This window comes from Massilia sp. W12, assembly GCF_037300705.1.
Lineage (GTDB): Bacteria > Pseudomonadota > Gammaproteobacteria > Burkholderiales > Burkholderiaceae_D > JACPVY01.
The window spans coordinates 62,855-89,692 of the sequence record NZ_CP147776.1 but is presented as its reverse complement, the minus strand read 5'-3'; the positions used below and the strand labels follow the sequence as shown (position 1 = coordinate 89,692).

Annotated in this window: 28 protein-coding genes and 2 tRNA genes; 10 read left to right on the top strand and 20 right to left on the bottom strand. The window is 56.5% G+C overall.

Annotated features, from left to right (window positions below; translation table 11 throughout):
* Positions 1–226: 226 nt before the first annotated feature.
* Positions 227–1,168 (bottom strand): methyltransferase domain-containing protein, encoded by a 942-nt coding sequence (locus V8J88_RS00380; RefSeq protein WP_338847157.1) that lies wholly within the window; start codon positions 1,166–1,168, stop codon positions 227–229.
* Positions 1,169–1,275: 107 nt separating this feature from the next.
* Between V8J88_RS00380 and V8J88_RS00375 the strand changes: the two genes are divergently transcribed.
* The 3 genes from V8J88_RS00375 to V8J88_RS00365 are packed head-to-tail and all read left to right on the top strand — an operon-like array spanning position 1,276 to position 2,991.
* On the top strand, positions 1,276–2,025 hold the full coding sequence (locus tag V8J88_RS00375; RefSeq protein ID WP_338847156.1) for a ComF family protein: 750 nt from the start codon (positions 1,276–1,278) through the stop codon (positions 2,023–2,025).
* 18 nt (positions 2,026–2,043) lie between these two features.
* A complete protein-coding gene (gene trmL / locus V8J88_RS00370; protein WP_338847155.1) occupies positions 2,044–2,514 on the top strand; it encodes a tRNA (uridine(34)/cytosine(34)/5-carboxymethylaminomethyluridine(34)-2'-O)-methyltransferase TrmL in 471 nt (156 codons plus the stop codon).
* Positions 2,515–2,535: 21 nt separating this feature from the next.
* A complete protein-coding gene (locus tag V8J88_RS00365; protein ID WP_338847154.1) occupies positions 2,536–2,991 on the top strand; it encodes a copper chaperone PCu(A)C in 456 nt (151 codons plus the stop codon).
* Between the two features lie 39 nt (positions 2,992–3,030).
* Here the strand turns inward: V8J88_RS00365 and V8J88_RS00360 are convergent, their stop codons facing one another.
* The 3 genes from V8J88_RS00360 to V8J88_RS00350 form a co-directional block, all read right to left on the bottom strand.
* Positions 3,031–3,879, bottom strand: a complete 849-nt coding sequence (locus tag V8J88_RS00360) for a DUF817 domain-containing protein (protein WP_338847153.1) — start codon at positions 3,877–3,879, stop codon at positions 3,031–3,033.
* Between the two features lie 63 nt (positions 3,880–3,942).
* Positions 3,943–4,686: a hypothetical protein gene (locus tag V8J88_RS00355; protein ID WP_338847152.1), complete on the bottom strand. Its 744-nt coding sequence runs from the start codon at positions 4,684–4,686 to the stop codon at positions 3,943–3,945.
* A gap of 140 nt (positions 4,687–4,826) precedes the next feature.
* Positions 4,827–5,120: a hypothetical protein gene (locus tag V8J88_RS00350; RefSeq protein ID WP_338847150.1), complete on the bottom strand. Its 294-nt coding sequence runs from the start codon at positions 5,118–5,120 to the stop codon at positions 4,827–4,829.
* Positions 5,121–5,453: 333 nt separating this feature from the next.
* Between V8J88_RS00350 and V8J88_RS00345 the strand changes: the two genes are divergently transcribed.
* From V8J88_RS00345 to V8J88_RS00325, 5 genes are read left to right on the top strand one after another with little or no spacing between them, the layout of a single operon-like run.
* The gene (locus V8J88_RS00345; protein ID WP_338847149.1) at positions 5,454–6,338 is read left to right on the top strand and encodes an RnfABCDGE type electron transport complex subunit D; all 885 of its coding nucleotides are present in this window, start codon (positions 5,454–5,456) and stop codon (positions 6,336–6,338) included.
* 37 nt (positions 6,339–6,375) lie between these two features.
* Entirely contained in the window at positions 6,376–7,746 is a 1,371-nt protein-coding gene (locus tag V8J88_RS00340) for a hypothetical protein (RefSeq protein WP_338847148.1), read from the top strand.
* 20 nt (positions 7,747–7,766) lie between these two features.
* Positions 7,767–9,434 (top strand): DUF2330 domain-containing protein, encoded by a 1,668-nt coding sequence (locus V8J88_RS00335; RefSeq protein WP_338847147.1) that lies wholly within the window; start codon positions 7,767–7,769, stop codon positions 9,432–9,434.
* 24 nt (positions 9,435–9,458) lie between these two features.
* Positions 9,459–11,039, top strand: a complete 1,581-nt coding sequence (locus tag V8J88_RS00330; RefSeq protein WP_338847146.1) for a DUF2330 domain-containing protein — start codon at positions 9,459–9,461, stop codon at positions 11,037–11,039.
* Between the two features lie 30 nt (positions 11,040–11,069).
* The gene (locus V8J88_RS00325; RefSeq protein ID WP_338847145.1) at positions 11,070–12,641 is read left to right on the top strand and encodes a DUF2330 domain-containing protein; all 1,572 of its coding nucleotides are present in this window, start codon (positions 11,070–11,072) and stop codon (positions 12,639–12,641) included.
* Here V8J88_RS00325 and V8J88_RS00320 read toward each other — a convergent pair whose 3' ends face one another.
* From V8J88_RS00320 to V8J88_RS00260, 13 genes are all read right to left on the bottom strand, one after another.
* A complete protein-coding gene (locus V8J88_RS00320; RefSeq protein WP_338847144.1) occupies positions 12,642–12,872 on the bottom strand; it encodes a hypothetical protein in 231 nt (76 codons plus the stop codon).
* Positions 12,869–14,140, bottom strand: coding sequence for a hypothetical protein (locus V8J88_RS00315; protein ID WP_338847143.1), 1,272 nt, complete (start codon positions 14,138–14,140; stop codon positions 12,869–12,871). The genes V8J88_RS00320 and V8J88_RS00315 overlap by 4 nt, the downstream gene beginning before the upstream one ends.
* Positions 14,141–14,147: 7 nt before the next feature.
* Entirely contained in the window at positions 14,148–14,699 is a 552-nt protein-coding gene (locus V8J88_RS00310) for a manganese efflux pump (protein WP_338847142.1), read from the bottom strand.
* A 5-nt stretch (positions 14,700–14,704) separates the two neighbouring features.
* Complete coding sequence (locus V8J88_RS00305) at positions 14,705–16,396, bottom strand: PQQ-binding-like beta-propeller repeat protein (protein ID WP_338847141.1); 1,692 nt, start codon at positions 16,394–16,396, stop codon at positions 14,705–14,707.
* A 15-nt stretch (positions 16,397–16,411) separates the two neighbouring features.
* Positions 16,412–17,449, bottom strand: a complete 1,038-nt coding sequence (locus V8J88_RS00300; protein ID WP_338847140.1) for a ferritin-like protein — start codon at positions 17,447–17,449, stop codon at positions 16,412–16,414.
* A 10-nt stretch (positions 17,450–17,459) separates the two neighbouring features.
* A complete protein-coding gene (locus V8J88_RS00295; RefSeq protein ID WP_338847139.1) occupies positions 17,460–17,882 on the bottom strand; it encodes a hypothetical protein in 423 nt (140 codons plus the stop codon).
* Between the two features lie 60 nt (positions 17,883–17,942).
* Positions 17,943–18,212, bottom strand: coding sequence for a hypothetical protein (locus V8J88_RS00290; protein ID WP_338847138.1), 270 nt, complete (start codon positions 18,210–18,212; stop codon positions 17,943–17,945).
* A 109-nt stretch (positions 18,213–18,321) separates the two neighbouring features.
* A complete protein-coding gene (gene trmB, locus V8J88_RS00285) occupies positions 18,322–19,002 on the bottom strand; it encodes a tRNA (guanosine(46)-N7)-methyltransferase TrmB (protein ID WP_338849972.1) in 681 nt (226 codons plus the stop codon).
* A 98-nt stretch (positions 19,003–19,100) separates the two neighbouring features.
* Positions 19,101–19,174, bottom strand: a tRNA-Gly gene (locus V8J88_RS00280).
* Between the two features lie 61 nt (positions 19,175–19,235).
* The gene (locus V8J88_RS00275) at positions 19,236–19,871 is read right to left on the bottom strand and encodes a YitT family protein (protein ID WP_338847137.1); all 636 of its coding nucleotides are present in this window, start codon (positions 19,869–19,871) and stop codon (positions 19,236–19,238) included.
* A gap of 118 nt (positions 19,872–19,989) precedes the next feature.
* Positions 19,990–21,042, bottom strand: a complete 1,053-nt coding sequence (locus tag V8J88_RS00270; protein WP_338847135.1) for a PDDEXK nuclease domain-containing protein — start codon at positions 21,040–21,042, stop codon at positions 19,990–19,992.
* Positions 21,043–21,139: 97 nt separating this feature from the next.
* Complete coding sequence (locus tag V8J88_RS00265; RefSeq protein WP_338847134.1) at positions 21,140–21,712, bottom strand: flavodoxin family protein; 573 nt, start codon at positions 21,710–21,712, stop codon at positions 21,140–21,142.
* Between the two features lie 79 nt (positions 21,713–21,791).
* Positions 21,792–22,493 (bottom strand): pirin family protein, encoded by a 702-nt coding sequence (locus V8J88_RS00260; RefSeq protein WP_338847133.1) that lies wholly within the window; start codon positions 22,491–22,493, stop codon positions 21,792–21,794.
* Between the two features lie 150 nt (positions 22,494–22,643).
* Between V8J88_RS00260 and V8J88_RS00255 the strand changes: the two genes are divergently transcribed.
* Entirely contained in the window at positions 22,644–23,558 is a 915-nt protein-coding gene (locus tag V8J88_RS00255) for a LysR substrate-binding domain-containing protein (RefSeq protein ID WP_338847132.1), read from the top strand.
* Between the two features lie 114 nt (positions 23,559–23,672).
* On the top strand, positions 23,673–24,560 hold the full coding sequence (gene gluQRS, locus V8J88_RS00250) for a tRNA glutamyl-Q(34) synthetase GluQRS (protein WP_338849970.1): 888 nt from the start codon (positions 23,673–23,675) through the stop codon (positions 24,558–24,560).
* A gap of 33 nt (positions 24,561–24,593) precedes the next feature.
* Here the strand turns inward: gluQRS and V8J88_RS00245 are convergent, their stop codons facing one another.
* The 3 genes from V8J88_RS00245 to V8J88_RS00235 all read right to left on the bottom strand — a co-directional run bounded on the left by V8J88_RS00245 (position 24,594) and on the right by V8J88_RS00235 (position 26,751).
* Positions 24,594–26,045, bottom strand: coding sequence for a DEAD/DEAH box helicase (locus V8J88_RS00245; RefSeq protein ID WP_338847131.1), 1,452 nt, complete (start codon positions 26,043–26,045; stop codon positions 24,594–24,596).
* Positions 26,046–26,244: 199 nt separating this feature from the next.
* Positions 26,245–26,323: transfer RNA gene (locus V8J88_RS00240), tRNA-Ile, on the bottom strand.
* Between the two features lie 59 nt (positions 26,324–26,382).
* Positions 26,383–26,751, bottom strand: coding sequence for a type II toxin-antitoxin system death-on-curing family toxin (locus tag V8J88_RS00235; protein WP_338847130.1), 369 nt, complete (start codon positions 26,749–26,751; stop codon positions 26,383–26,385).
* Positions 26,752–26,838 lie beyond the last annotated feature (87 nt).

Below are 26,838 nucleotides of genomic sequence, written 5' to 3'. Positions count from 1 at the left end.
GAGCGCCCCCATGGGGGCAACACGGCGCACACGCCAGGCGCCGTACGAAAAGCACATTTACCTGCTAACTTCTGCCATTTTCTGCAAAAACCCGTCTTTTACACGCCAAATGACAGGCTTAAGAATTTACAGAAAATCCTCAATGCTGCAATGCAAAAGCAGATTTAAGGGAAATTGCAAGGGGGAAATTTGCAAGAAAATGTTGCCATACGGCTACAAAACGCCCTCAGCTGCGGGGCCGGGGCATGAAATGCAGCACGGATTCACCTGTCCCGCCGGTTTTTGGCTGGGGGCAAAAAGCATGGCCGTACACAATCTCGATCTGCATTTGATAATGACCTTCCGCATCGCGTGGCAACGCTTGCAACATGCGCTGCCAGGCTTGCCGCCCGCATAAGCCGCGCGCCCGGTTCGCCAGCGGGTTGCCGCCCAATGCGCGCACTTCCTCTAACATTTGCTGCGGATCGCGCCAACGCAAGGTCAGCATTTCCATGTCCAGCACAGGATCGGCAAAGCCGGCCGCCAGCAGCATATCGCCCAGGTCATGCATATCGACAAAGGGCAGCACGCGCGCCTGCCCCAGTCCGGCGTACTCAAACGCGCTGCGCAATTGGCGCAGGCTGTCCGGGCCGAAGCAGGAAAACATCAACACGCCTTGCGCGCGCAACACGCGCCGCCACTCCATGAACACCCGATGCGGCCGGGCATGCCAATGCAGGGCCAGATTCGACCACAGGAAATCCAGGCTGGCAGGACGCAAGGGCAAAGCGGCATAGTCGCCCGCCACGCGTATCAGCGGATCATCATCGCGCGCCCCGCCCAGCCAGCGCCCGAACACCCGCCCCAGGGTGGATTGCGCAGCCTGTTTTTGCTGCGCCAGCAAGCGCCGGCCCTGGCTCAAGCGTTGCGGCGCCAGATCCAGCGCCAGCGCGCGCGCTTGCGGCCAGCGCTCCAGCAATTGCAAGGCGTCCAAGCCCAAGCCCGCGCCGGCGTCAAGAATATCCTGCGGTTGCAAGCGCAATAAATCCAAACGCTCATGCATGCGTTGCGCCACTTCACGCAATAAAAAATCCGCCGCGCCCAAGCGCTCACTGCGCGCAAACAGGCGCGCCACTAATTGCTGATCAATGGGAGCGGATGCGGATTCGGCGGAAGCTGGCTGGTTCACGATGCTTGCGGCACAATCTGAAAAAAGAGGCTGCAGTATATCAGGGAGCATGCCGGCGCGTGACGCCGGCGCTCAGTCTGCGTGCAAATCCGCCGAAAGGAATCCATATGACAAACCGGGCTTTGCGTTTTTTGCGCAGCACTTGGCAGGCGTGTGCGCCGGCGCTGGATTTTTTCTTGCCATCCTGCTGCGCCCTGTGCGGTTGCACCGCGCGCGCCCTGCTGTGCGCTGATTGCCAGCAATTTTTAAGTCAAGACACGCCGCGTTGCCGCATCTGCGCGCTGCCGCTGTCTGAGCATGAAACAGCGCAATGCGGGGCCTGTCTGGCGCACCCGCCGCACTTTGACGCCACCATCGCCGCCTGCGCCTATGCCGCGCCGCAAGACCGGCTGGTGCTGGCGCTCAAATTCGGCGCCAAACCAGAACTCGGCGCCGCGCTGGCGCCGCTGTTGCGCGATGCGATTTTGCGCGCGCCGCAGCAGGATTTGCCGGATTTATTATGCGCCGCGCCGCTTGGCAGCCAGCGTCTGCGCGAACGCGGGTACAATCAAGCGCTGGAAATTGCGCGCCCGCTGGCGCAATTGCTCGGCGCGCCGCTGGCGCCCGGGCTGTTGCTGCGGGTGCGCGAAACACAAGCGCAATCGGCATTATCTTACCGGGCGCGGCGGCGCAATCTGCGGCGCGCTTTTTTACCCGCCCCGGAAAGCGTCGCCCGCATCGCCGGTTTGCACATCGGGGTGGTGGATGATGTCATGACCAGTGGTCAGACCTTGAATGAGATTGCGCGCGTGCTGCGGCGCTACGGCGCGGCGCGCGTCAGCAACTATGTGTTTGCGCGCACCCCGCGCCATGCTTGAGATGAAAAGGAGATTCTGTTGTTTCACGTCGTTCTGGTCGAACCCGAAATCCCGCCGAACACCGGCAATATCATCCGCCTGTGCGCCAACAGCGGCGCACAGCTGCACTTAATCGAACCGCTGGGTTTTCCGCTGGATGACGCCAAGATGCGGCGCGCCGGTCTGGACTATCACGAATACGCGCAAATGCAAGTGCATCGCAACTGGCAGGATTTTCTCAACACAGTCCAGCCCGATCCGGCCCGCATGTTCGCCATGACCACACATGGCTCGCAACCCTTCGCGAATGTGGCGTTTGCGCCGGGCGATTTGTTCATTTTCGGCTCGGAAACGCGCGGCCTGACGCCCGCCTTGCGCGACAGCTTTCCGCAAACACAGCGCATACGGCTGCCGATGCAACCCGGCAACCGCAGTATTAATCTATCCAATGCAGTCGCCATTGTTGTGTATGAAGCCTGGCGTCAGCACGGCTTTGCTGGCGGCATATAACCTCCCTCACCCTTTCTGATCATGAAAAAAATTCTGTTCTCCCTGGCCGCCAGCGCCCTGCTGGCCACCCTGCCCGCCGCCGCCAATGAGGTCAAACTCGGCGCACTCAAAATCAGTCAGGCGTATGCCCGCGCCAGCGTCCCCGGTCAAATGTCCGGCGCGGCGTATTTGAAATTGGAAAACACCGGCAAACAGGCCGACCGGCTGCGCAAAGCCAGCAGCGCCGCAGCCGAGAGCGTGGAAATCCACACCATGGAAATGAGCGGTGACGTCATGCAAATGCGCGCCATGGAGGATTTAGCACTGCCCGCCGGCGCCAAAGTGGAAATGCAATCCGGCAAAGGCGCCCATTTGATGCTGATGGGCTTGAAAGCGCCGCTCAAGGCGGGGCAAACATTCCCCATGCAATTGGAGTTTGAAAAAGCCGGCAAAGTCGAGGTGATGATCAAGGTCGAAGCCCCGAAAAGCGGCAAATAAACGAAGATACAATGAAAAAGCGCCTGTTCAGGCGCTTTTTCATTCCGGCACGCGCACTGTTTCTTTGATGTGCTTGAGGTGGACGATGATGGTGAAGGTCATGATCACCAGCATAGCCCAGGCGCTCCATTTGCTGATATGCACCACTGACCAAGCCCCAAGCTGGTTTGGATAGCGCCAGATGCCAAAAAAGGTGCTGAGGTTTTCCGCCAGCCAGATAAAAAAGCCGATCAGCACAAATGACAGCAAAAGCGGCATGTTGCGCGCTTTTTCCATGGGGTAAAAAATCACCGTGCTGCGCGCATACAGGCCCAGCGCAAACGCCGCCAGATACCAGCGATAGTCGCCGATGTAGTGATGGGTGAAAAAATTCGCATAAATCAAGAGCGCGCACAAAGTCGCCATCCAATACGGCGGGTGATGTTCAATGCGCAGTTTGAATAAGCGCCAGGCTTGTGTCATATAGCTGCCGACGGCGGCATACATAAAGCCGGAAAACAGCGGCACACCCAGTACCTTGCTATAGGCAAAATCAGGATAAGACCAGGATTTGATGCCGGAAGATGTCTTGAAAACCTCCAAGGCAAATCCGATCAGGTGAAACAGGCAGATGGCGCGCAACTCATCCATCGTCTCCAGCTTGGCCCACAACATCCAGACCTGAATCGCCAATGCAATCAAGAGTAAAACATCATAGCGCGGCAAGCCGGCGATACCGGCGCGCGGCACAAGAAAGACCGCCAGAAAAAACAGGCCTGCAAACAGACAGCAGCGCGCTTCTTTGACGCCAAAAAACCAGAATTCCAGCAAAAAACGGCGAATGCCGCGCAACTGCGGCGCGGCAAGACTGAGTAAATACTGATCCAGCGCTTGCAAACTGAGGCGCATAACATGTCTTTTCTGCAAAAAAGGCTATTGTAAAACATGCGTAAGACATGCCATGCGCAGACATCAGTCGCGGCGGCGCAAACGCGTGGCGAGCAAGCCCAGGCCGCCTAAGAGCATGGCCCAATTTTCCATTTCAGGCACCGGCGCCACGCCGTCAGCATGCGCGCGCCAGCTGGACTTGGATTCGGTTGCGGTCGAATACACGCTGGCGCTCCATACGACTTGCTCCACGCTGTCAGACCAATTTGCATAGTAAAAAACAAAACGTGTGGCGTCGCCCGGCTCGAAATAGCCTGGAATCTTGGTGTCCTGCTGTCCCGGCAAACCTAAATTGAAGTTGAAAATACTGCCGCCATAATTCATGCCGGGCCCTTGATTAAACACGGCGTGATTGGCGCTTAGCTCAACCTCAGTCCGAATGATACTGTGCGCCGGCAAATTGAATTGCACCGTGCGCTCCGCTGCGGCGGATGCAAAGCCGCCCGGAATCTCAACATCCGCGGCCAGACGCCCTGACATACCGACGCCTGCGCTATACCTTGCATATTGACCGCCAAAATCGCGCCCATCAGCACGCGCTTCCAGCCCAAGATCACTCCCCTCAATCACCGTGCCGCCATTATCCTTCACCATGAAGAAGCCGCGACCGCTCACACCTGTCACAATGGAGTCGAGCGAAATCGGGCTGTTGTCCTGCAAGTTGAAAACATTGATCTGTATCTGATCAATTGCAGCTTGATGCCGGGCATCGGCCAGCGCCGGCAGAGCGGCGCAGCAAAGCAAACCTGAAAACAAGATTTTTATCATGATGTACCCTTTTTGTGTGTGCGAGAGAAGGCGTCCCGTCATCCGAAAGATGGCAGGTGAAACGAAGCTGGCGGGAGCAGGCGGCTAACCTGCGTTTGGCTGGCAGGATGGGGCGGACTTACGCCCCCGTTGAAGAGAAATCAGGCGAAGTGCTGGCTGGAGCGGCTGGCGAATAAACCCAACACGGCTAAACCACCGAGCACCAGCCAGGTCGATGCTGGCGCAGGAATCGGCGCGCGCAGACTGGCTTCGGTTTTTTTGTCGGCGTGAAATTGCAGCGGCGTATTGCGCACTTCTGCAGTTTGCAAATCAATTGTTTGATAATGGCTGGCGGCGGCATTGGCCGCTGACTTGCTGTCCATTGCATTCGCGGCAAATACCTGACCGTGCAAGCAGGCGGCCATGATCAATGCGGCTGTCAAATGTTTCTTCATGGTATCTCCATATAAAAAATGGTTGGAGGCAAAGATGCAAAGCGGTGTTGCACCGGCAGCCCTGGCGGGCCTGTATTTCTTTGGGTTTTCCCTTGCGGGCGGATTGCGGCGTCAGAATATCCACTTTCCCTATGCAATCCGGGTTACAAAATGTAAATTGAGGCTGATTTGTTGCATATTTTCCAATAGGAAACAAAAAAATTATTCCAAGGAAATAAGTAACGCATTCATATTATGCTTCTATGGTTTTTTTTCGCATAGACTTAACCCTTTATGCCACTGAGCGTCGTTTCAATCCAAATCTGCCTGCGCAATATTCCCGGAAAATAAACTATGTTTGCAAAACTTGACGCACGTTGGTTTCAGATCCTGTTTCTGGCCAGCTTTTTGACAATCGGCGCATTAGCCCGTGATTTTGCCTTGAGCTGGCAGCAGGTTGCGCTATGTTTCGCCAGCGGTATCCTGACGCAAACCTGTTGGCAGCATGCTTTGCGCCTGCCGGGCCGTTACAATTTTGGCGGCTATTTGAGCGCGCTGATTTCCTGCTTTGGCATCTCGATTTTGGTGCGCGCCGACAATCTCTGGGTGCATCCGCTGCTGGCCTGCATCGCCATGAGTTCCAAATATCTCTTGCGCGCCGGCCCAGCGGCTTGCAAAAGCCATATTCTGAATCCCGCCAATCTGGCCGCCTTTCTCGCCCTCAGTGTGGTGGAAGGCGCCTGGCTCTCGCCCGGGCAATGGGGTTCTTCCAGCCTGTTGGCGCTGTGGTTCATCGCCCTGGGCGGCATCGTTACGCAACGCATCGCCAGGCTGGATGTATCGATTACTTTTTTATTGGTCTGGGGCGGCGTGCTGGCCGCGCGTCTGCTGTGGCTTGGCTATGCCTGGGATCCGGGCGCAGCGATCTGGGTCAAGCAATTCTGCAATGGCGCCACGCTCTTATTCGCTTTCTTCATGATTTCCGATCCGATGACCACGCCGCAACGGCGCAGCGTGCGCATGCTGTGGGTGGCGGCGGTGGCGCTGGCGGCCTACTACTGGCAATTCATGCTGTTCAAACAACATGGCTTGATCGTGGCGCTGTTTGCATTGAGCTGGCTGGTTCCGCTGTTGAATTGGCTGTGGCCGCAAACACGTTTTGAGTGGCGCGAAACGCCCCCGCAAACCAGCCCGCTCAGCGCGGCCCCGGCGACAATGCCGCAAACCCGCCCGGCATGATGGCGAATAGATTCATACAGATTCAAGGAAGAAGGCGATGTTGCTCAGATTTTGCATACAAGCTTGTTTTGCCTTGCTGATGCTCAGCGTGGCGGCGGGCGCACAAGCGTTTTGCGGCTTTTACCTCAGTCATAGCAGCAATGAGGACGATGATGGGAGCGGAAATGAATACACAGATTGTCAGATCGCCTGGCTGCATCAAGGGGTAAATGCGCGCATCATTTTCAAGACTGACATCAAACCTGCTTATTCCCTGAGCCAAATCTGGCTGCTGCCTGTGCATGGTGAAATTCTCAGTCACACCATCCGGACAGATGTCTTCAGATATCCAGGCGCCAGTTCATCCCGAAATAAGCTGCAAAGTGAATCACAGGAAGAATTTTGTAAAGTGGATTTCGACAAAGTAGCCAGACTTGCCAATATCAGCACGATACGGCGCCGCCAGGGCGGTTGCTGGACGTACGCCCAGTCTCCACAGCAGGCCCCGCATACGCCGGACCCCAATTTACTCCAAGCGCGCATTTTTTCGCGCAAAGATGCCTATCTGCTGCCAAGCTGGTTGATTGAACATGGTTTTATTGCGCCGCCAGCCACTTTAGGGCAAATACAAAACCTCATCATGGAAGGCAAGGAGTTTTTAGCTGTGCCGCTCAAAGGATTGCCGCCAGGAGATGAACGCTTTGCGCTTGAAATGAACGTCCGTGTGAAAACGATGAAATTGCCAGCCGTCAAGTCTGGCGCAAAATTTGTCACCCGCCTGCATTTTTTCAGCCCAACACACGCTCTGCGCAGCAGCAACTATGAAAATGTGCAAATCTCCCGGCAAACCGGTCTGTGGCCGTCTTTTTTCAGCGAAGATGAATACTACAAAGCGCTGAATGAAAACGATGCAAACGTGATTTACAAATCAAGCGCAGGCAGGTTTAAGCAGGGGGACACGCTGACCTTTTGGAATGCGTCTGCAAGCACATTGCTGCACACGATGTACGAATTGAGATATCCGGGTCAGCATCACAAAGCTGACGAGCTGGAATTACAACTCAGCGAGTTTCATGAATACGATACATATCGGGCCAATTACCGCCCCGCAAGTGAAAGTGAAACGTCCTGCGCAAAATCATTAAATTGCACACAGGATTGCATGAATAACTTCCTGGGCAGAAAGCGAAAACCGGAAGACCTTGACAGCGATGAGTTGATTGTCTTGCACAATTGCACAACCCAATGCGAACCCCTGCGTCAAGACGCACTGCTGAAAGTACGCTCCGCCGAACAGGAACGCATCCCGAAAATGCGCGCAGCGCTGTTGCAATTGCAAAAGGATTTGAAGCAACCGGAAAGCTGGTTGCGTCAGCACTTCCCGGATTTTCAAGACTGGGAAAACCGCATGCAGGGCATCGAACAATAAAAACCCCACACATCAGAAAGATGAATATGCGCACAATCTCGCTCACCTCACTCCTGCCGGCAACTGTGCTCTTGTGCAGCAGCATCTTGAGCCTGCCGGCGCAAGCGTTTTGCGGCTTTTACGCCGGCAAGGCCGACGCCTCACTGTTCAACCGCGCCAGCCAGGTGATTTTGGCGCGCGATGAAGACCGCACCGTGATCACCATGCAAAACGACTACCAAGGTCCCTTGTCCGAGTTTGTGCTGGTCGTGCCCACGCCGCAAGCCATCAAACAGGGACAGGTGAAAATTGCAGACAAAGAAGTGTTTGCGCGCCTGGATGCTTATACCGCTCCCAGGCTGGCGGAGTACCATGAGAAGGCGCCGGAATGCAATTTCTCATTTGATTGGGGCAAGCAGTTTGTTGCAGATAACACGGTCAAGGTGTTCGGGAAAGCGATCAGAAGATACATTACCAATGAAATGAGTATGCCGGCTCAAACGGTGCAAAGGGGTTCAATTGCCAATCCTGCCGCCGTCAAAGTGGAAGCCCGCTTCACACTGGAGGAATACGATATTGTCAGCCTCTCGGCGCAAGAATCGAGCAGCTTGGAAAGCTGGCTGCTGCAAAACGGCTATCGCCTGCCGCCCGGCGCAGCAGCCGCGCTGCAACCGTATATCCGCCAGGGCATGAAATTTTTTGCCGCCAAAGTCAATTTGAAAGAAAAAGAGCGCCTCGGCTTCAACTATCTGCGGCCACTGCAATTTGCTTTCCAAAGTCCGAAATACATGCTGCCGCTGCGCTTGGGAATGTTGAATGCGCAAGCCGGCAGCGCGCAGGATTTGATTGTCTATGCGCTGTCACCGCATGGTCGGGTGGAAGCGGCCAATTACCGCACAGCAAAGCTTTCCACCAATCAAGAACTGCCCTACTTCATCAAAGAGCGCTTCGCGGACGTTTACAAAAGCTATTTTGAGCGCCAGGTAAAGCAAGATGAAATGCGCACCGTGTACACCGAACATTATTGGCGCAACGAATGGCGCTTTATGTGCGATCCTTGCGTTGAAACGCCGCCTGAAGTCAAACATTGGCAGCAAGCCGGGGTATTCTGGCTGAATGACAGTAAAAAGGAATTTGCCGCGCGCATCAGCGGCCAGGCAATTGTCGAAGCGGATGCGAATAAGCTCACGCCTGTCGCTATAACCCGTCTGCACTTACGCTATAACGCAGAATCCTTCCCGGAAGACTTAGTGTTGAGCGAAACCCGTGATCAGGAAAATTGGCAGGTGCGGCATGTGATTCATCACCCACAGTATGGCGCGCTGCAGAAATGCATTGCTGTGCTGGAGCAAAAACATCGCTGCAGCGATGAATGTGAGCCGCGTGTGAGCAAGGTGATTGCGCTGCAAAACTCCGGCAGGGCGAGCAGCTGGCGCCATCAAACTGCGCCGGTGTGGCAAGCAGAGTGTGAGCGCGCCTGCCATGTCGCCAAGCAAGACAGCTTTCGCCCTATCATCAATTATTTCCAGAAAGACGTGGCGCAAAGACTGGAGCGCGAAAAGCAAACACTGGCAAATTTAAGCGGCTGGAGCATGGCGCAAATTGAGGCACTGCCGGGCGCGCAGGAAAATTTGCTGCATCAAGGCATGCCAAAAACCGGCAAAGCCAGCCCCGCCCCTACGCAAATTGCCGGCAAAAACGGGCGCTGAAGCATTCAATCAAAGGAAAACTGTATGCAGATTCAGACTTATTTGAAACACCTGCCAAGTGCAATGCTGTTGAGCGCCATTCTGGCGTCGCCCGCACACGCTTTTTGCGGCTTTTACGCCGGCAAGGCCGACGCCTCGCTGTTCAACCGCGCCAGCCAGGTGATTTTGGCGCGCGATGGCGAGCGCACCGTAATTTCGATGCAAAACGATTATCAGGGGCCGCTGTCTGAATTTGTGCTGGTCGTGCCGACCCCGCAAGCCATCAAACAGGGACAGGTGCGTATCGCTGATAAAAATGTATTCAAGCGCCTGGATGAATTTTCCACCCCGCGTCTGGCCGAATACCATGATGAAGACCCCTGCCGCCTGGAAAATTACTGGGGGCCGCAGATGGGCTATAACATGCGCATGATGCCCGCGCCAATGGCGATGGCGGGCGCGCCCATGATGGAGAAAGCCGAGCGCGCCAAGCAACTGGGGGTGACAATAGACGCCAAATTCACGCTGGAGGAATACGATATTCTCAGCCTGTCGGCGAAACAGTCGCAAGGCTTGGAAATCTGGCTGCGTGAAAACGGCTACCAAATCCCCAAAGGCGCCAGCAGCGCACTGGCCCCGTACATCAAACAGGGCATGAAATTTTTCGTCGCCAAAGTGAATTTGAAGGAGCAGAAAAAAACCGGATTTTCCTACCTGCGCCCGCTGCAATTCGCCTTTGAAAGTCCGAAATTCATGCTGCCGATGCGACTTGGCATGTTGAATGCGGAAGCCGGCCGTGCGCAGGATTTGATTGTGTATGTGTTGACGCGCAAGGGACGGGTGGAAGCCGCCAACTACCGCACTAAAAAACTGCCGGCGAATATGAATCTCCCCTTTTTCATCAAACCGCAGTTTGGCGCGTTTTATCAGGATATGTTTGAAAAGCAGGCCAAACAGGATGGCTATCGCAGCGTGTTCACAGAATATTTCTGGGACATGAATTGGTGCGATCCCTGCGCCGCCGATCCGCTCTCGGCTGAAGAATTGCAAAAAGCCGGCGTGTTCTGGCTGTCCGGCAATGCCATCGCCGGTTTCCAATCCATGCAGGCCCCTGGCGCGCAAGTCAAAATGCCGCCGCTGCCGCAAAGCGGCCAGCGCGACGCCATGATTACCCGTCTGCATTTGCGCTACACGCCGGAGAGTTTTCCTGAGGATTTGGTGTTGACGCAAACCCGCGATAATGAAAACTGGCAGGCGCGCTATGTGATTCAGCAACCGTTTAGCGGCGATATGCAGCAGTGCCGCGAGAAGGCGGCGAAAGTCGATTGCGCGGCTGAATGCAAGCCCAGGGTGGAAGAAGTTTTGCGGGTGCAACGCGAAGAACCAAAAATCCTCAGACCGGAATGGCAGCAAAAAAGCCGTGACAAACTTCATGCGGAATGCCTGCAATCCTGCAATGAGAGCAAGGCGAATGGCTTGAAAAACGCGCTGCAATATTACCGCGTGGACTTGCCCAACCGGCTGGAACAGGAAAAGAAAACGCTGTCTGATTTGAGCGGCTGGAGTTTGCAAAAAATCGAACAGATGCCGGAGGCGCAGCGCTACAGTGCCGCCGCCAAAAAATAAGTCGCCCCCCATTATTATTGGAGCCAAAACATGATGTATGCCCGCTTTCAAAAAATATGCTGCGTCATGCTGCTTGGCGCAGCAGCCTTCAGCCAGCAAGCGCAAGCCTTTTGCGGCTTTTACGCCGCCAGGGCTGACGCCTCGCTGTACAACCGCGCCAGCCAGGTGATTTTGGCGCGCGACGGCGAACGCACGGTGATTTCGATGCAAAACGACTATGCCGGCCCGCTGTCAGAATTCGTGTTGGTTGTGCCCACCCCGCAAGTCATCAAACAGGGACAAGTGCGAATCGCCGACAAAGCAATTTTCAAGAAACTGGATGAACTCAGCGCGCCGCGCCTGACTGAATATCATGATGAAGACCCATGCAAGTTTGAAATTCCGTGGGGTATAAAATACATGTCCGTGCAAAAAGTTCATGTCACTGCCAGCACTTATTTCAGCAAAGACGCGCGCCGTTACCAGGCCACAGGCGTCACAGTCGAGGCCAAGTTCACCCTGGATGAGTATGACATCGTGAGTTTGTCGGCCAAACAGTCTGAAGGGCTGGAACTCTGGCTGCGCCAAAACGGCTACAAAATCCCGCCAGGCGCCAGCAGCGCATTGGCGCCCTACATCAAGCAGGGTATGAAATTTTTTGTCGCCAAAGTGAATCTGAAAGAGCAAAAACGGATTGGTTTCGGCTATTTGCGTCCTTTGCAATTCGCCTTTGAAAGCCCGAAATTCATGCTGCCGATGCGGCTGGGCATGTTGAACGCGGAAGCCGGCAAGCCGCAGGATTTGATTGTGTATGCGCTCACGCGCGAGGGTCGGGTGGAAGCCGCTAACTATCGCACCAGTAAATTGCCGACCGATATGGCGCTGCCCAATTTTATCAAACCGCACTATGCCGAGTTTTATCAAGCCATGTTCGACAAGCAATCCAAACAAGAGGGCTATCGCAACATCTTTACAGAATATGCCTGGAGCCTGAATTCATGCGACCCCTGTATTACCGATCCGCCCACAAATGAGGAATTGCAAAAAGCCGGCGTATTCTGGCTGTCCGGCGATGCGCAAGCCGGTTTTGCCGCCTTGCAAAGTCCCGGCGGGCTGATCAAGATGCCGCCGCTCAAAGATGAACGCAAGCGCCCCGCCGTCATCACCCGCTTGCACCTGCGTTATACGCCTGAGAGTTTCCCTGAAGACCTGGTCTTGACTGCCACCCGCGACAGCAGAAACTGGCAAGTCCGTCACTTTATTACTTACCCGTTCAAGGGCGATATGGCGAGTTGCAAAGCGCAGGTGGAAAAAACTGACTGCAATCAATTTTGCCAGGTGGAAGTCAAAGCGATTATGCAAAAGCGCAATGAGCATGCTGACGCCAACAGCAATCGAGCGCAAGAAGAGTTACATCAAGAGTGCATGCAAACATGCCAGAAAACCAAGCAACGAGCATTGCAGCAAGGCCAGGAATATTATGAGGAATTACCGAAATTGCTGCAGGAAGAAGCAATAAATCTGCCGAAATTAAGCGGCTGGAGCGCGCAAAAAATCGACCAGCTCAAACGCAGCGCAGCGGGGCAAGCCGCCGCCAAACCCAAAAGCCTGGCGGCGCCGTAATCAAGCCGGAAAATCTTCTTTCATCCAGGTATGAAACAAGGCCAGTTGCGCCTTGGTCAGCGGCGGATAAGGAGCTGGCGGCATCTGTTGCGTGCTGATCTGGCTCCACACCATATCCGCGTTCGCTTTCACGCTGTCGTAATTGGTCAAATCCAGGCGCCAGGTCATGGAAGCGCGGAATTGGGCGAAGATGGGCGCGATGTCGCGCGCAAATGAGACGGTTTTTTTCATGCGCTGTGCTCCAAAAATGCGGGATCGATACGCCACACCGCGCCACTGCCTGCGCGCGCGGCAAAACTGAAATCGGGACGGAACTCAAATTCGCCGAAGTCCACCACATACAGCAAGCCATCCGGGCCGAAAGCCAGATCAAGCGGGCGCTGCAAGCCCAAGTCCGGCAGGCTGTGCACCTGCCAATCGTGCAGGCTGACGCGCACCAGATTGCGTCCGGCTTGGCCCGCGCCCGGCGCAGTCCACGGACGCTCATCGCCAAACTGCGCCACCAGCAAATCGCCGGCATATGGCAAGCCGGCTGGAATTTGCGCCATTTTCACCGCGCAGGCATTGATTTCAAACGCTGTCAGCGGGGTTTGCGGCGGCGGCAGTTCGGCGTGATTCGCTAACAAAAATTCCTGCTGCGTCCCATCCGGCGCAGCATAGGCGGAAATCGGTTTGCCGCCGTAGAAGTCGGGAAACCCATACCAGGCGCCGGCTTTGACTTCATACAGAAAATCCGGGCAGCCATACACCGGGCGCACGCCGCGCACATCCGCACCCTGATCTGTCGCCAATAAGCGGCCATCCGGCAAAAACAAGAGGCCGTAAGCATTGCGCAGGCCCCAGGCCACCAATTCCAATTCACTGCCATCCAGGTTCATACGCATCACCGAGGAAGTACAGGGCAATTGCGCCGCCAGGCGCGCCCCTGGCGCATGGCGCTCGCCCAAACGGGAAAACGCGCCGCTCTCCCATACCCGTCCCTGATTGTCGCGCGCCTGGCGCACCACATCGCGCAGCACAATTTCCATGCCGGGAATGTCGGCGGCATGCTCAATTTCACGCAGCCAGGCCATTTGCAGCGAATCATGCCCGATCATGCCGCTATTGGTCAGTGCGCCCTGACTGAAATACAGTTTGCCATCCGGCCCGGCCACCGCCATATTGGTTTGATAATTACCATGTCCCGGTAAATTATCCTGCAGCACTTGCAGCTTGCCGCTATCGGGAAACAGGCGGCTGATGCGGCCCGGACGCCCGCCCTCGCTGATGATCAGACTGTCTTGATGCCACAGCAAACCATTCACCGGCTCACGCAAATTGCGCAACACGATTTCACGCGCGCCGCCCGGCGTGATGCAACTCACCACCCCGCCCTTGGGCGCGCCGTCAAACGGCAAGCCGCTTTCGGCGATGAACAGACAACCGGCCATGCGCCCTTCCCGCACAAAAGCAAGCGAGCTGGGAAAATGCAATTTTCCATGCAAGAGATGTTTCATCACGCCCCTTTCAATGCGCTGTTTCCGGCATCAACATGCGCCACAAAGCCAGGCCACATAAGAAAAAGCCGGCGGCATAATCCATTTTCTGCGGCAGAAAACGGCGCACGCCTTGTCCCAGATACAAACCGATGCAAGACATGCTGGCGGAAATCACGCCTATCGCCAGCGCTGCAGAAAACAGCGGGACAGAAGAAAAACTGATGCCGGCCCCAGCCGCCAGATTGTCAAAGCTGAGGGTCAGCGGCAAGCCGAAAATCCAGCCGCGCTGATTGATCACATCATGCAAGCGCTCATCATCGCCGCGCCAGGCCAGGCCCAGCACCAGCACGCCGCAGGCCAGCATCAGCCAGGGGCCGAACTCCGGCCCATCCACGCCGAGCCAGACGCTGAGGCTGCGCGCCAGCCACATGCCAAGCAGCGCGGCGCCGATTTCGCTCAAGCAAAAAGCGGCGGCCAGCAAGTGCAGACGCCGCTTATGCAAAGGCAACAGGCCGAGCGCGGAGCAGGCTTGCAGATTATCCACCCCCGCCAGAATGCCAAACATCATGATCTCAAACATCGCGCTCAGCCTTTCTTGAATCCATAAATCCGCAGCACGCCGCCGCTTTTGCCAAACACCAGCGCGCCGGCCACCACATAATCGCCCGCTGCCGCCGGCCCCAGGCAATAGCCATAGCCGCCATTCATGCCGCCGGTTTGCTCACCCAATTGGTCTTGCCACAGCATCTTGCCGCTATAGGCGTCAAAGGCGTACAAGGCCACTTTGGAGGTGGAGCAAAACACCAGATCATTCAACACCAAGGGCGAGCTGAGCGCGGCTTCGCCGGGTGTGGTGTACATCGGCGGGGTGGGCGCGATATAGCGGCGCGGATCGCCATTGTCCAATTCCCAGGCGTCGTCCAGGGTTTGCCAATCGAGCGCGCGCATGAAAGGCGTGGTGCTGTAGTCGATGCCGGCTTGCACATTGTGATAATTATTGCCGCCCACGCCGATGTACAAGCGCCCCAATGCGGCATGCACGGCCGGGGTGGAATAGGTGCCGGAATAGTTTTCCTGGTCGATTTCATCCGACATGCGGTTTGGCACAAACGGGTCCATGCGGTTGTCGTTCGGCCCGACATGCGGATCGACTGTGGGGATTTGTGTCCCATCGTTATACAGCGGCAGCAATTGACGCCATTTCAGCAGTTCCAGGCTGGCGGCATCGCATAAAAAGATGCTGCCGTTTTTGCAGCCTGCCGCCACCACGCGCCGCCCATTCAGGGTGAACAGCGTGGGCGAGCCGCCAAAATCGACGTCGTTGTCAGTGTCGCGATAACTGCTTTCCGGCGGCGGCTGGAAAAATGCGCAGTAGGCGCCGCTGGCGGCATTCAATGCCAGGATGCCATTGGAAAAACCCTTGGTCGGAAAACAGGTATCCGGGGACGGGTTGCCGGTGGTGCAGTAAATCCGGTCGTATTGACTGTCGTAGGCAATCGACGACCAGACCGAGCAGCCGCGCACCGGCGGTTGATTCGGGCCGACAGAAAACATGGCCGGCAGCTTGGCCAGCGTATCTTCAGTCAGCGCATCGGGCGGAATCATATTCGGCACATTCGGCACGCCATCGGTGAACTGGCAGGTGCAATACAGCCACACCACATCGCCGCTTTTCGCATCCAAGGCATACACGAAGCCATAGGTTTGCGGGTTTTCACCTTCGCCAATGCCGACAAACACCAAGCCATTCGCGCCATCATTTGGCGCCACCACCGGTGAACACCAGCCGGCGGGCGGCGGATCATCCTTCTCCCATGGATTGGTGACTGGCTGGTTGTGCGCCAGATCGGCATAGCGCAAATCGACCACCCATTCCAGTTTCAAATCGCTTTGCGCCAGACAATAAAATTTGCCATCGAAGGCGCTGAAATACACTCTGCCATTCCATACCGCCGGGGTGCAGCCCATGCCCATGAAGCCGTGCGAATCGCCCTGCGCCGGGTCAATCGCCCATTCAAACTGGTGTGTGATCTTGCCGCTTTTCAGATCAATTTTCAGAAACTTGCCGCCATTCGAGCCGGGCAGATCGTGGTTATTCGCCAAACCCACATACACATAGCCATCCACCACTGCCGGCACCGACAGCACCGGGCCGGGAATCTCGATATCGTGCAGCAAGCCGAATTTATCCAGATTAGCGCGCTGAATATTGCTGCCCTTGATCGCGCCGCTGTGCGCCGGGTCGCCATGAAACATCCACCAATTGCTTTTTTCCATTTTGCCCTCGTGCGTTTATGCAATCCATTCAAAGGTCGGGCCGGCTGTCTGTCCCGGCACTACTTCCTGCGCCATCATGTATTGCGCCATGCTCTTCATGTTTTGCATAAACAGCAGGGCCGGCCCGAGTTGATCCGGCTGGCCATTGAAGACCAGGTCGAGCTTGCGCAGGAGGTCGGAATAGCCGGTATTGAAATTCAGATTCAGGCGCTGCAATTCGGGCTTGCCGGCATAGCTGGCGCTGCTTGGATTGACAATCACCGGTTCCACGCCGCACGGGTCAAAATGAATCGGGTGTCCCAGAAACGCCCATGGCGGCTCGCCTTTGGGGTCGGGGTTGTGCACCAGTTTGCGGCCATGATAAATCTCGGCGTATTTGTAGTAATGCGCCAATTCGCCATCCGGCTCCAGTGGTGAGCGGCTGCTGCCCTCGCCCTGGCGGATGATCAATTCAATCCCCGCCAGGGCGCTTTTCTGGTCGCAGATATGCAAATGCTGCAATTCGGCAAAGCCGGTGGTGACTTGTTTGGCCGGATCGCCGGTGAAGATATTGCCGCCCTTGCCGGCTTGCACAATCTGCTGCTGAATTTCTTTGTAAAACTCGCCGATGGTGACGCCATCGTCCGGGGTCGGGTCGCCATCGACCGCATGTTCCGGCTCTTCGATCATCATGAACACATCGTGCAACAGCTGCTTGGACAGCGGAGCCAGGCCAACGATTAATTTGTCCTGCACATCGCCCGGCAAATGTCCGGGATAGCTGGGAATAAAATTGGGATCAGCCAATTTAGGCCGGCCGCCAATGGCGTTGAGAATGTTGCAATCAATCGCCATGTGCAACATTTCCTGAATCACGACAGAACGGATCAAGGCGGCGGCTTCCAGATTGCGGCCATCTTTGATGGAGTACAGCGCGTACAGATAGGGCGGAATGGTGGCGTGTTCCAGCTCAATCGCCAATTGCAGATTTTTTTTCAGCGCCTCCAGCTCAGCTTTATGGCGTGCGGCGGCGCCGCCTTTGCTGCTGGCGCGAAATGGTTTGATGCGGATCATGTCTTGTCCCTCACAGCAAGTGCATCAAATCTTGCGCCTGACGGCTCAAGTGTTGGCGCAGCGTTTCATCCAATTCGCGTTGATCGCCCCAGGCGTAGCCCACCACTGCAGACACGCCTTGCGCGCCATCCAGCACCGGCACTGCAATGGCCGCCTGCGCCTGCACTGCCCGCGCGCCGGGACGCACATCGCCGCTCTCATCGGTTTGCAGATTGCAGGTGCTGACCGGAATTTTGCGTTGCATGGCAAGTCCCGCCATGCCCTTGCCCTCCGGCACCACGGCCACCGCCGCCAACACTGGCGGCGGTAAGTTGCGCGCCGCCACCAGATGCAAGGCGCCATCACGCACCAGATGCACACTGCCGGCCACGGCGGCTTGCTGATTCAAGTTCTGCTCCAGCCATTGCTGGTACTTAGGGACGGACTCAAACATCCTGCCTCCTGCTTGCTGATGCGGGTTGATGTGAGATTTTTTGTAGAAATAGGAAACCTGTCACGCCTGGCGAGCAGCAGGTTGTAAGCATGCTAAACCGTGGCGGGAAAACTGCAAGGCGGCAGCTGAAAAGCGCGGGCGCTTGTTGTTTCTTTGATTACTTTGATGAACGGCGGGAAAGATTACTTGCGTTGGCGGCAAGTTGCGGGGCGACAAGTCACCAAAGCCGCGCGGCCGTTTTTTAGCCAAGCGAAACAGATGTGGCGCATCAAAGAAAGCCATGGAGAACAATTTGACGCAGCCTTTTTCCTCTGGAATCGGCGTAATCATTTCCCCAAAAAAGGAAACCCGCTGGGGATCTTTCGATCAAGTCCAGCGGGCATTACCTGCGCATCTTCTGTATCTATACCTGACTAGATTCAAGCATGTGGCGCAATTCTTATTTCTTGCGGAACAGCAAATCCCACACGCCATGGCCTAAACGCAGGCCGCGCCGCTCGAATTTGGTTTCGGGACGCCAAGCCGGGCGCGGCGCATAGCCGTCTGCCGTGTTTTGCAGGCTGGCTTCTGCCGACAGAACTTCCAGCATTTGCACGGCGTAGTCTTCCCAATCGGTGGCGCAATGCAAATAGCCGCCCGGCGCGATGTGGCGGCACAGGTCGGCCACGAAGGGGCTTTGGATCAGGCGGCGTTTGTTGTGGCGCGCTTTGTGCCAGGGGTCGGGGAAATAAATGTGCACGCCGGCCAAGCTGGCGGGCGGGATCATATCGCGCAACACTTCCACCGCATCATGCTGAATCAGGCGCAGATTGTGCAAATCCTGTTCGCCGATCAATTTCAGCAAGCTGCCAATGCCGGGGGTATGCACTTCGACGCCGATAAAATCATGTTCCGGCAAGGCGGCGGCAATCCGGGCCGTGGTGTCGCCCATGCCAAAACCGATTTCCAGCACCACCGGCGCGCTGCGCCCGAACACTTGGGCATAGTCCAAGGGCGCTTTGGCGTAGGGCAGGCAAAATTGCGGGCCGAGGCTATCGAGCGCGCGCTGTTGTCCGGTCGAGACCCGGCCTGCGCGCGTGACAAAGCTGCGGATGCGGCGCTCATTCGGGTCATACAACATGGTGCGGGGGGCTTGTCCGGCGACAGCCTGTGCTGAATCGGACTCTGGTGCGCTGTTCAGCGCTGCGGGCGGCTTGTCTTGCATGGGCATCTCTGAGATGGAGCGGGTGAAGGGAATCGAACCCTCGTCTTAAGCTTGGGAAGCTCCTGCTCTACCATTGAGCTACACCCGCGACAAGCTGCGCATTCTAGCAGCAGAATGCGGTGCGCGCAAACGCTTGCGCGTTTTACGGATCAGACCGCGACATAACGCCCGGCTTTGTGGTTCAAGGTGATGGCGACATTCAACATCACCGCGCCCAGCACCGAAGCCAGCAAGAGCGGCCATTGGGCAAAGCTGACAGCAATCAGCAAGATGCTCAAATCCAGCCCCAGCAATAATTTGCCAGCCGGGATGCGGTATTTTTCTTGCAGATACAGCGCCAGAATATTAAAGCCGCCCAGACTGGCCTGATGGCGGAACAAAATAATAAACCCGGCCCCCATCATCACGCCGCCGATCAAGGCGACATAAAACGGGGTCAGCGCATGCAGTTGAAATAAGCGCGGATGCAAATCTGAGAGCGACGCCACCAGGGCGATGGCGCAAAAAGTTTTGACGGTGAAACGCGGCCCCATGCGCCGCCAGGCGAGCCAGTAAAACGGCAGATTGATGGCGAAAAACGCCCAGCCGAAGGAAATTTTCGCCAGATAGTGCAGCAAAAAAGCCAGCCCCGCCGTGCCGCCGGTCAGCAAACCGGTTTGCTTAAACATGGAAACCCCGAGCGAGACCAGCACCGCGCCGGTAAACAGCGCCAACACATCTTCAATCAAGCTGTGCCCGACAGCAACGCGGGCGGCAGGATCGGGCGGCGGACTGGCGGTGCTCATGTGCGGCTTTCATATGATGCGGGGAAGCTTGATGCTAATCGAATCCGGCGGGGGCGGCTATAGGCCGCACGGGGGATGAGGCAGGATCGCGCATAAGGTCTTGTCCGTAAAATGAGACTCAATCTTCGCGGCTGCTGTCCGTGGCTGCCAGTCTTTGACGCGATTGCGCCACCGCCTCCTGTAATTTCGCCTGCAGCACCTCTTTCGGCGGCAGCGCCGTCAGGTATTCCGCAACATGAATCCCGCTGGCGCCCAATTCCAGCAGTTCGATTTGCTCTTGTTTTTTGCCGCTGCATAAAATAATGCCCAGCGGCGGGGCCTCGTCCGGCTCCTGTTCGTACTTGGCCAGCCAGCGCAGATACAGCTCCATTTGCCCTTTGTCGGCGGCTTTGAAATCGCCCAGCTTCAAATCTATCGCCACCAGACGCTTTAAGCGGCGGTTGTAAAACAGCAGGTCGATATAGAAATCGTCGTTGTCGATCTGGATGCGCTTTTGCCGCGCGACGAAGGTGAAACCGGCGCCGAGTTCGAGCAAAAAAAGCTCCAGCTCACGCAAGATCGCATCTTCCAGGTCTTTTTCCAGATAGCGGTCTTGCAATCCCAGAAAATCCAGCACATACGGGTCTTTCAAGACCAGGGCCGGTGACATTTCGCCACTGGCGCGCAGCTGTGCCAATTCTTGCGTCAACAGCGCTTGTGGTTGCCTGGATAAGGCGGTGCGCTCGAATAACAGAGAATCCATGCGCTCTTGCAAGATGCGCGTGCTCCAGCCCTCCTGCTGGCTCATTTGCAGATAAAAATCGCGTTTGAGCGGGTCATCTATGTAGATCAGCATCTTGATATGCGTCCAACTCAATTGTCTCCGCAGCGCGGAGACAATCTGCTCGTCCGGAAACGCCTCGACAAAACGCAGCATATGCCGCAAATTCTTCGCCGAAAAACCGCGCCCATATTCCGCTTCAAGTTGCGTCGCCACGCCGGCGACGATTTGTTCGCCATAGGCGGCGCGCGCGCCTTGCAGGATTTCGCTGCGCAAGCGCTGGCCGATCTGCCAATACAGCAGGGTCAAGGCGCTGTTGACGCTGGCGGCCAGCTGGCGCCGGCCTTGTTCTATCAGTTGGCGGATGTCTTGCACTAAGTGCGCATCGCTTACATCGGGTGTCGGCTTCATGCTTTCATCTGGCAATTTAAAGTGCGCTTGCCGCACATAACGTGCGGCAATTGCCATACTTTACACCCTGAAAGCCTGCCGCAGCGCGCCTGCTGCATCAAGCGCGCAAGCGGGCCGCCTGCTGCGCGATACGCTCACCAAACAGGCGCGCAGTTTCCAAATCGCCGGGCAGCGGGCCTTCTTCGGCGGAAGCGTTGGATGGACTTTGCGCCATGGCGCCTGCGAATGAACCAAGGTAGTTCACATCGTTGCGGCCTGACTCTTTACGGTTGGCCGGCAACATGCCTGTGCCCGCCCACAACATGCCGTGTTGCATCGCCAAAGTGAACATATAGTGCAAGGTGGAGAGCTTGTCGCCATTCATGCTGGCGGAATTGGTGAAACCGGCCGCCAGCTTGTCTTTCCATTGCTGAGTGAACCAGGCTTTGGAGGTGGCGTCGGCGAATTTTTTGAATTGCCAGGAAGCCATGCCCATATAAGTCGGTGCGCCGAAAATAATGGCGTCAGCTTGCGCCAGGGTTTCCCAGGCTGCGGCGTCGAGATTGCCTTCTGCGTCAATCGCCAGTAAATGCGTATCCGCGCTGACCGATTGCGCGCCGGCAAATACGCTCTGCGCCTGTTTCTGGGTGTGGCCGTAGCCGGAATGATAAACAACTGCGATTTTAGCCATGATGCTTCCTTTCGTTTTTTCAGGGTGAGCGGGAGCCGGCGCCTGGCCGCGCCCCGCATGTATTCAGTAGAAAACAGATTTATTGCGGCGGCAGATCAAACACCAGCACTTCCGCCGCCTCGCCTTGGCTGATGCTGATCTGCGCTTCGTCTTGCAAGAGCAAGGCGTCGCCAGCTTGTAAAGCCTGGCCATTCACTTGCAAGGCGCCGCGTGCTAAGTGCACATAGGCCAGACGACCCGGGCGCAGCGCCAGACTGGCTTGCTGTGCGCCGTCAAACAGTCCAACATACAGCAAGGCGTCCTGCTGCATCGAGACGCTGCCCTCGCGCCCATCAGGCGAGGCGACCAGGCGCAGGCGGCCTTGCTTTTCCTCAGTCGGGAAAACTTTTTCCTCATACGAAGGCGAGCCGCCCGGCTGCGATGGATGAATCCAGATTTGCAACAGATGAGTGGTGTCCTGACCATGGTTGTACTCAGAGTGCAGCACGCCTTTGCCGGCGCTCATACGCTGCACTGCGCCGGGACGGATCACACTGCCATTGCCCATACTGTCTTTGTGGCTCAATTCGCCGGCCAGCACATAGCTGATGATTTCCATATCGCGGTGGCCGTGCATGCCAAAACCATTGTCGGGCGCGATCCAGTCGTCATTGATCACGCGCAAGGGGCCGAAGTGCATATGGTTGGCGTCGTAATAATCAGCGAAAGAAAAACTGTGCCAGGATTGCAACCAGCCATGGTCAGCGTAACCGCGTTGGTCTGCTTTGCGTAAGCGCATCATGATGAGTTCCTTATTCAAAATTTTTTCTGATTCCGCCGCACGTTTTTTTTAATTTCGTGCTGCGATGACGTTACTATAGCGCTCAGTTGCGGCCCAGATAAGGCCCCATCGCTGGACAACTCATTCAATTTTTTTGAACATGTTTTTATCATGATGCTGACCCTGGAAGCCTTGCAAATCCTGGATACGATTGCGCGCCAAGGCAGCTTTGCCGCCGCAGCTGAGGCGCTGCAGCGCACCCCGTCCGCCCTCACCTACAGCGTGCGCAAGCTGGAGGAGGATTTGGATGTGCTGCTGTTTGACCGGCGCGGCTATCGCGCGCAACTCACCGCCGCCGGGCGCGAGTTGCTGGAACAGGGGCGCAGTTTGCTGGCGGCAGCGGCGGAAGTGGAGCGCCGCGTGCAGCGCACCGCGCGCGGCTGGGAAGTGGAATTGCGGCTGGCGATTGACAATGTGGTGGCGTTTGAAAAATTGCTGCCGCTGATTCAGGAATTTGAGGAAACCATGCCCGGCACACGTTTGCGTTTTGCGTTTGAGGTGCTGACCGGAGTATGGGAAGCCTTGCTGGATGGGCGGGCCGATATCGTGTTAGGCACGGCGGCGGGCGGGCCGGAAATTTTGCGCAGCAGCGGCGTTTTTCAAATGAAGGCGGTGGCCAGTGTGGAATGGATTTTTGCAATCGCGCCCGCGCACCCTTTGGCGCAAGCACAAGAGCCATTGGAGAGCATGACAATTCAGGCCCACCGCGTGATTGCAGTCGGGGACAGCGCAAGGAATTTGCCGACCAGCAGCTTTGGTTTATTGAGCGGGCAGGAAGTGCTCACCGTACCCTGTTTGCAAGACAAATTGCAGGCGCAATTGGCTGGACTGGGTTGCGGCCATTTGCCGCGCCATATGGCGGCCCAGTTTCTGGCGCGCGGTTTGCTGGTGGAAAAGCAAACCCTGCAGGCCAAGCCGCCCGACACCCTGCATCTGGGTTGGCGCAAAACTGCGCAAGGTAAATGCACGCGCTGGTTTGTGCAAAAATTTTCCGATCCGGCTTGCTGGGAAAAATTATTCTCTTGAACGTGTATGCTTTTTCATGCAAAGCGAAGCTTGCCTGCGGCAGCAGCGCCGCCCGTCGCCGGGAATGGCGGCTTGCTTTGCTGCACCGTTTTTGATTATTCAACCTGAGGAAACATTTTGCTTGCACCCTATGTCGGGCGCTTTGCGCCCTCCCCCACCGGGGCCTTGCATGCCGGCTCTTTGGTGACAGCGCTGGGCAGTTTTCTGGATGCGCGCGCACATGACGGGCGCTGGCTGCTGCGGATTGAAGACGTGGATGAAGCGCGCAGCGTGGCCGGAGCGGAAGCCGCGATTATCGAAGTGCTGGGCCAGCTCGGCATGCACAGCGATGGCCCGATTCTGCGCCAGAGCGAGCGCAAGCAGCGCTATGCTGAGGCCTGCGCACGTCTGGGGACATATGTTTACCCCTGCGCCTGCAGCCGCAGCGAAATCGCCCTCAGCAGCACGCTGCGGGCGGCGGATGGCGCGCCGCTGTATGCCGGAACCTGTCGCCAGGGTCTGCCCCCTGGCAAAAGCGGGCGCAGCCTGCGTTTGCGCGTGCCGGATGCGCCGCACGATCTGATCACCTTCAACGACCGCCACCTCGGCCCCTGCCAACAGGCTTTAGCCAGCGAAGTGGGCGATTTTGTATTGCGCCGGGTGGAAGGCTATTGGGCTTATCAGCTGGCGGTGGTGGTGGATGATGCGGAACAAGGTGTGAGCGATGTGGTGCGCGGCATGGATTTGCTGGATTCGAGCGCGCGCCAGTTGTATTTGCAGGATTTATTAGGCTATGCCCGGCCGCGTTATTTGCATTTGCCGCTGGTGGTGAATGCAGGCGGGGAAAAATTATCGAAACAAACCGGGGCCGCGCCGATTTTGCCCGGCGCCGATGAAGCCAGCCGCTTGGCGCTGCTGCAGCAGGCGGCCGGATTTTTGCAGCTCGATACAGTGGGCGCAGACAGTTTGGCGGCATTTTGGCGGCGCGCGCTGCAAAGCTGGCGCGCGCGCTGGGTGGATTGAGACGCGCCGCTTGCACAGCGGCGCGATGCCCCCTCAAGCCTGGCTTGGCCGCCCACCCAGGAGGAAGGCGAGTTTTTGCTGCTTCGCCGGGCGTGCTGCGGGTGCTGGCGTGGGCGCCGGGCCGCTCTTGCTCGGCTCATAGGGTTTGAGGAACCAGGGATCGACTTTTTCCCGCTTCGGCCCGCGTCCGGCATTATTCGCATACGGGCTGCGTTCAGCATTGCGGTTGCGCCAATTGTCAGCTTCTTCGCGGCGCATACTGCGTTCGCTGGAACGGCGCGGCGCGAAATCGTCCAATTTCTGCTTTTCCAGCTTGCGTTTGATCAGCTTTTCAATGTCTTGCAGACAGCGCTCATCTTTGGCGCAAAACAGAGAAATCGCATCGCCGCTGGCGCCGGCGCGGCCTGTGCGGCCAATCCGGTGCACATAATCTTCGGCGTTAAACGGCAAATCATAGTTGATCACGCACGGCAGTTCGGCAATATCCAGGCCGCGCGCCGCCACGTCTGTCGCCACCAGCACATCGGTCTGGCCATCTTTGAACGCCTGCAGGGCGGCTAAACGCTCTTGCTGGGTCTTGTCGCCATGAATCGCAGTGGCTTTGATGCCTTCCTGCTCCAATTGGCGCGACAGACGCGAAGCGCCCACTTTGGTATTGGAGAACACCAGCACCTGCTTCAGATTGCGGCTGCGGATCAGATGCGCGATCACATCGTTTTTGTCCTCTTCCTCGATCTGATACAAAACCTGGGTCACGTTTTCATTCGTCGAGTTGCTGCGCGCAACTTCGATGCTGACCGGGTTATTCAGGAAGGTGGCGGCGAGTTTTTTGATTTCCGGCGAGAAGGTGGCGGAAAACATTAAATTTTGCCGCTTGGCCGGAAGCAGCGAAATGATGCGCTGCAAATCAGGCAAAAAGCCCATGTCCAGCATACGGTCAGCTTCATCCATCACCAGCAACTGGGTTTGGCTCAAGCTGACGGTTTTTTGCGCCACATGGTCAAGCAAACGGCCCGGCGTGGCGATCACGATCTCCACCCCGCCGCGCAATTTTTCCGCCTGCGGATTCATATCCATGCCGCCAAACACCACGGTGGAGCGCAGGGAAGTGAATTGGGAATAAGCCTTCACATTTTCGGCGACCTGAATCGCCAACTCACGCGTCGGCGTCAAAATCAGCGCACGCACCGGATGGCGCGCCGGCGACATGCTGGCGTTTGCCGTGGGCAACAGTAATTGGATGATAGGCAGGGAAAAGCCGGCGGTTTTGCCGGTGCCGGTTTGTGCGGCGCCCATCACATCCCGTCCTTGCATGACGATAGGAATCGCCTGCTCCTGAATCGGGGTGGGGTATAGATAGCCCTGGGCTTCCAGCGCTTTGAGAATTTGCGGCGCCAGGCCAAAATCGGCAAAGCGCGGGCGGTTTTCCGCAACGTCGGTTGGCGTGTCTGCAGCGGGAATAACTGGGTCGGCAGTATCTGACATGTCTTTCGTCAAGCTTGGTTGAGGAGGAAAACCGCATGCGGGTTCCGCATGGCGCCTGATCTTGCATGCAGGCAACTCTCTATTTTATCACTTTTGCCAGCCGGCATACGCCTGGACTTCACCATAACCCAGCATTCGTCGCGATGCAAGCTGCAAAAAGCAGAAAAGCCGCAACGTTTGCACGCTGCGGCTTACATTCTGGTGGGCCCCCCGAGAGTCGAACTCGGCACCAACGGATTATGAGTCCGCTGCTCTAACCAGGCATGAGCTAGAGGCCCGAAGCGGAGAATTTTATCAGTTCTTCGGTGAAGGGACGAAAATTGACGTTAAAATCAACTCACTTTTTCGCACACATGTAAAGTGCATGCGCAAAATCTTTGTAGTCAATCAAACCCTGCGCAACATCCACCATCATTTCTTCAAGCTGCGGGCTTCTTGATACCCAGATATCCTGCGACTCAAGATATGACAATGCTGTTAATAGTGCTGTTCTTTTATTTGCATCATTAAAAACATGTCCACGAGCAATTGAAACTGCATACATTGCTGCAATTTCATAGGCATCTTCCATCCCCTCGTACATTATCCGATTGATGACTCGGCTTAATGCTCCCTCAATCGCTCCAACGCCATGATCACCAAGCAACCCACCTTCTTGCATAATCACAAGATCATGGATTTCCATTACCTTCTTCGCACCAATCATTACGTTTTCCGCAAATCTATTGACAACAAGAAATAATTTTTCTCAGAAAAAACCGCAACTTAAGGGAAACTCAGGCTGCGGCTCTAG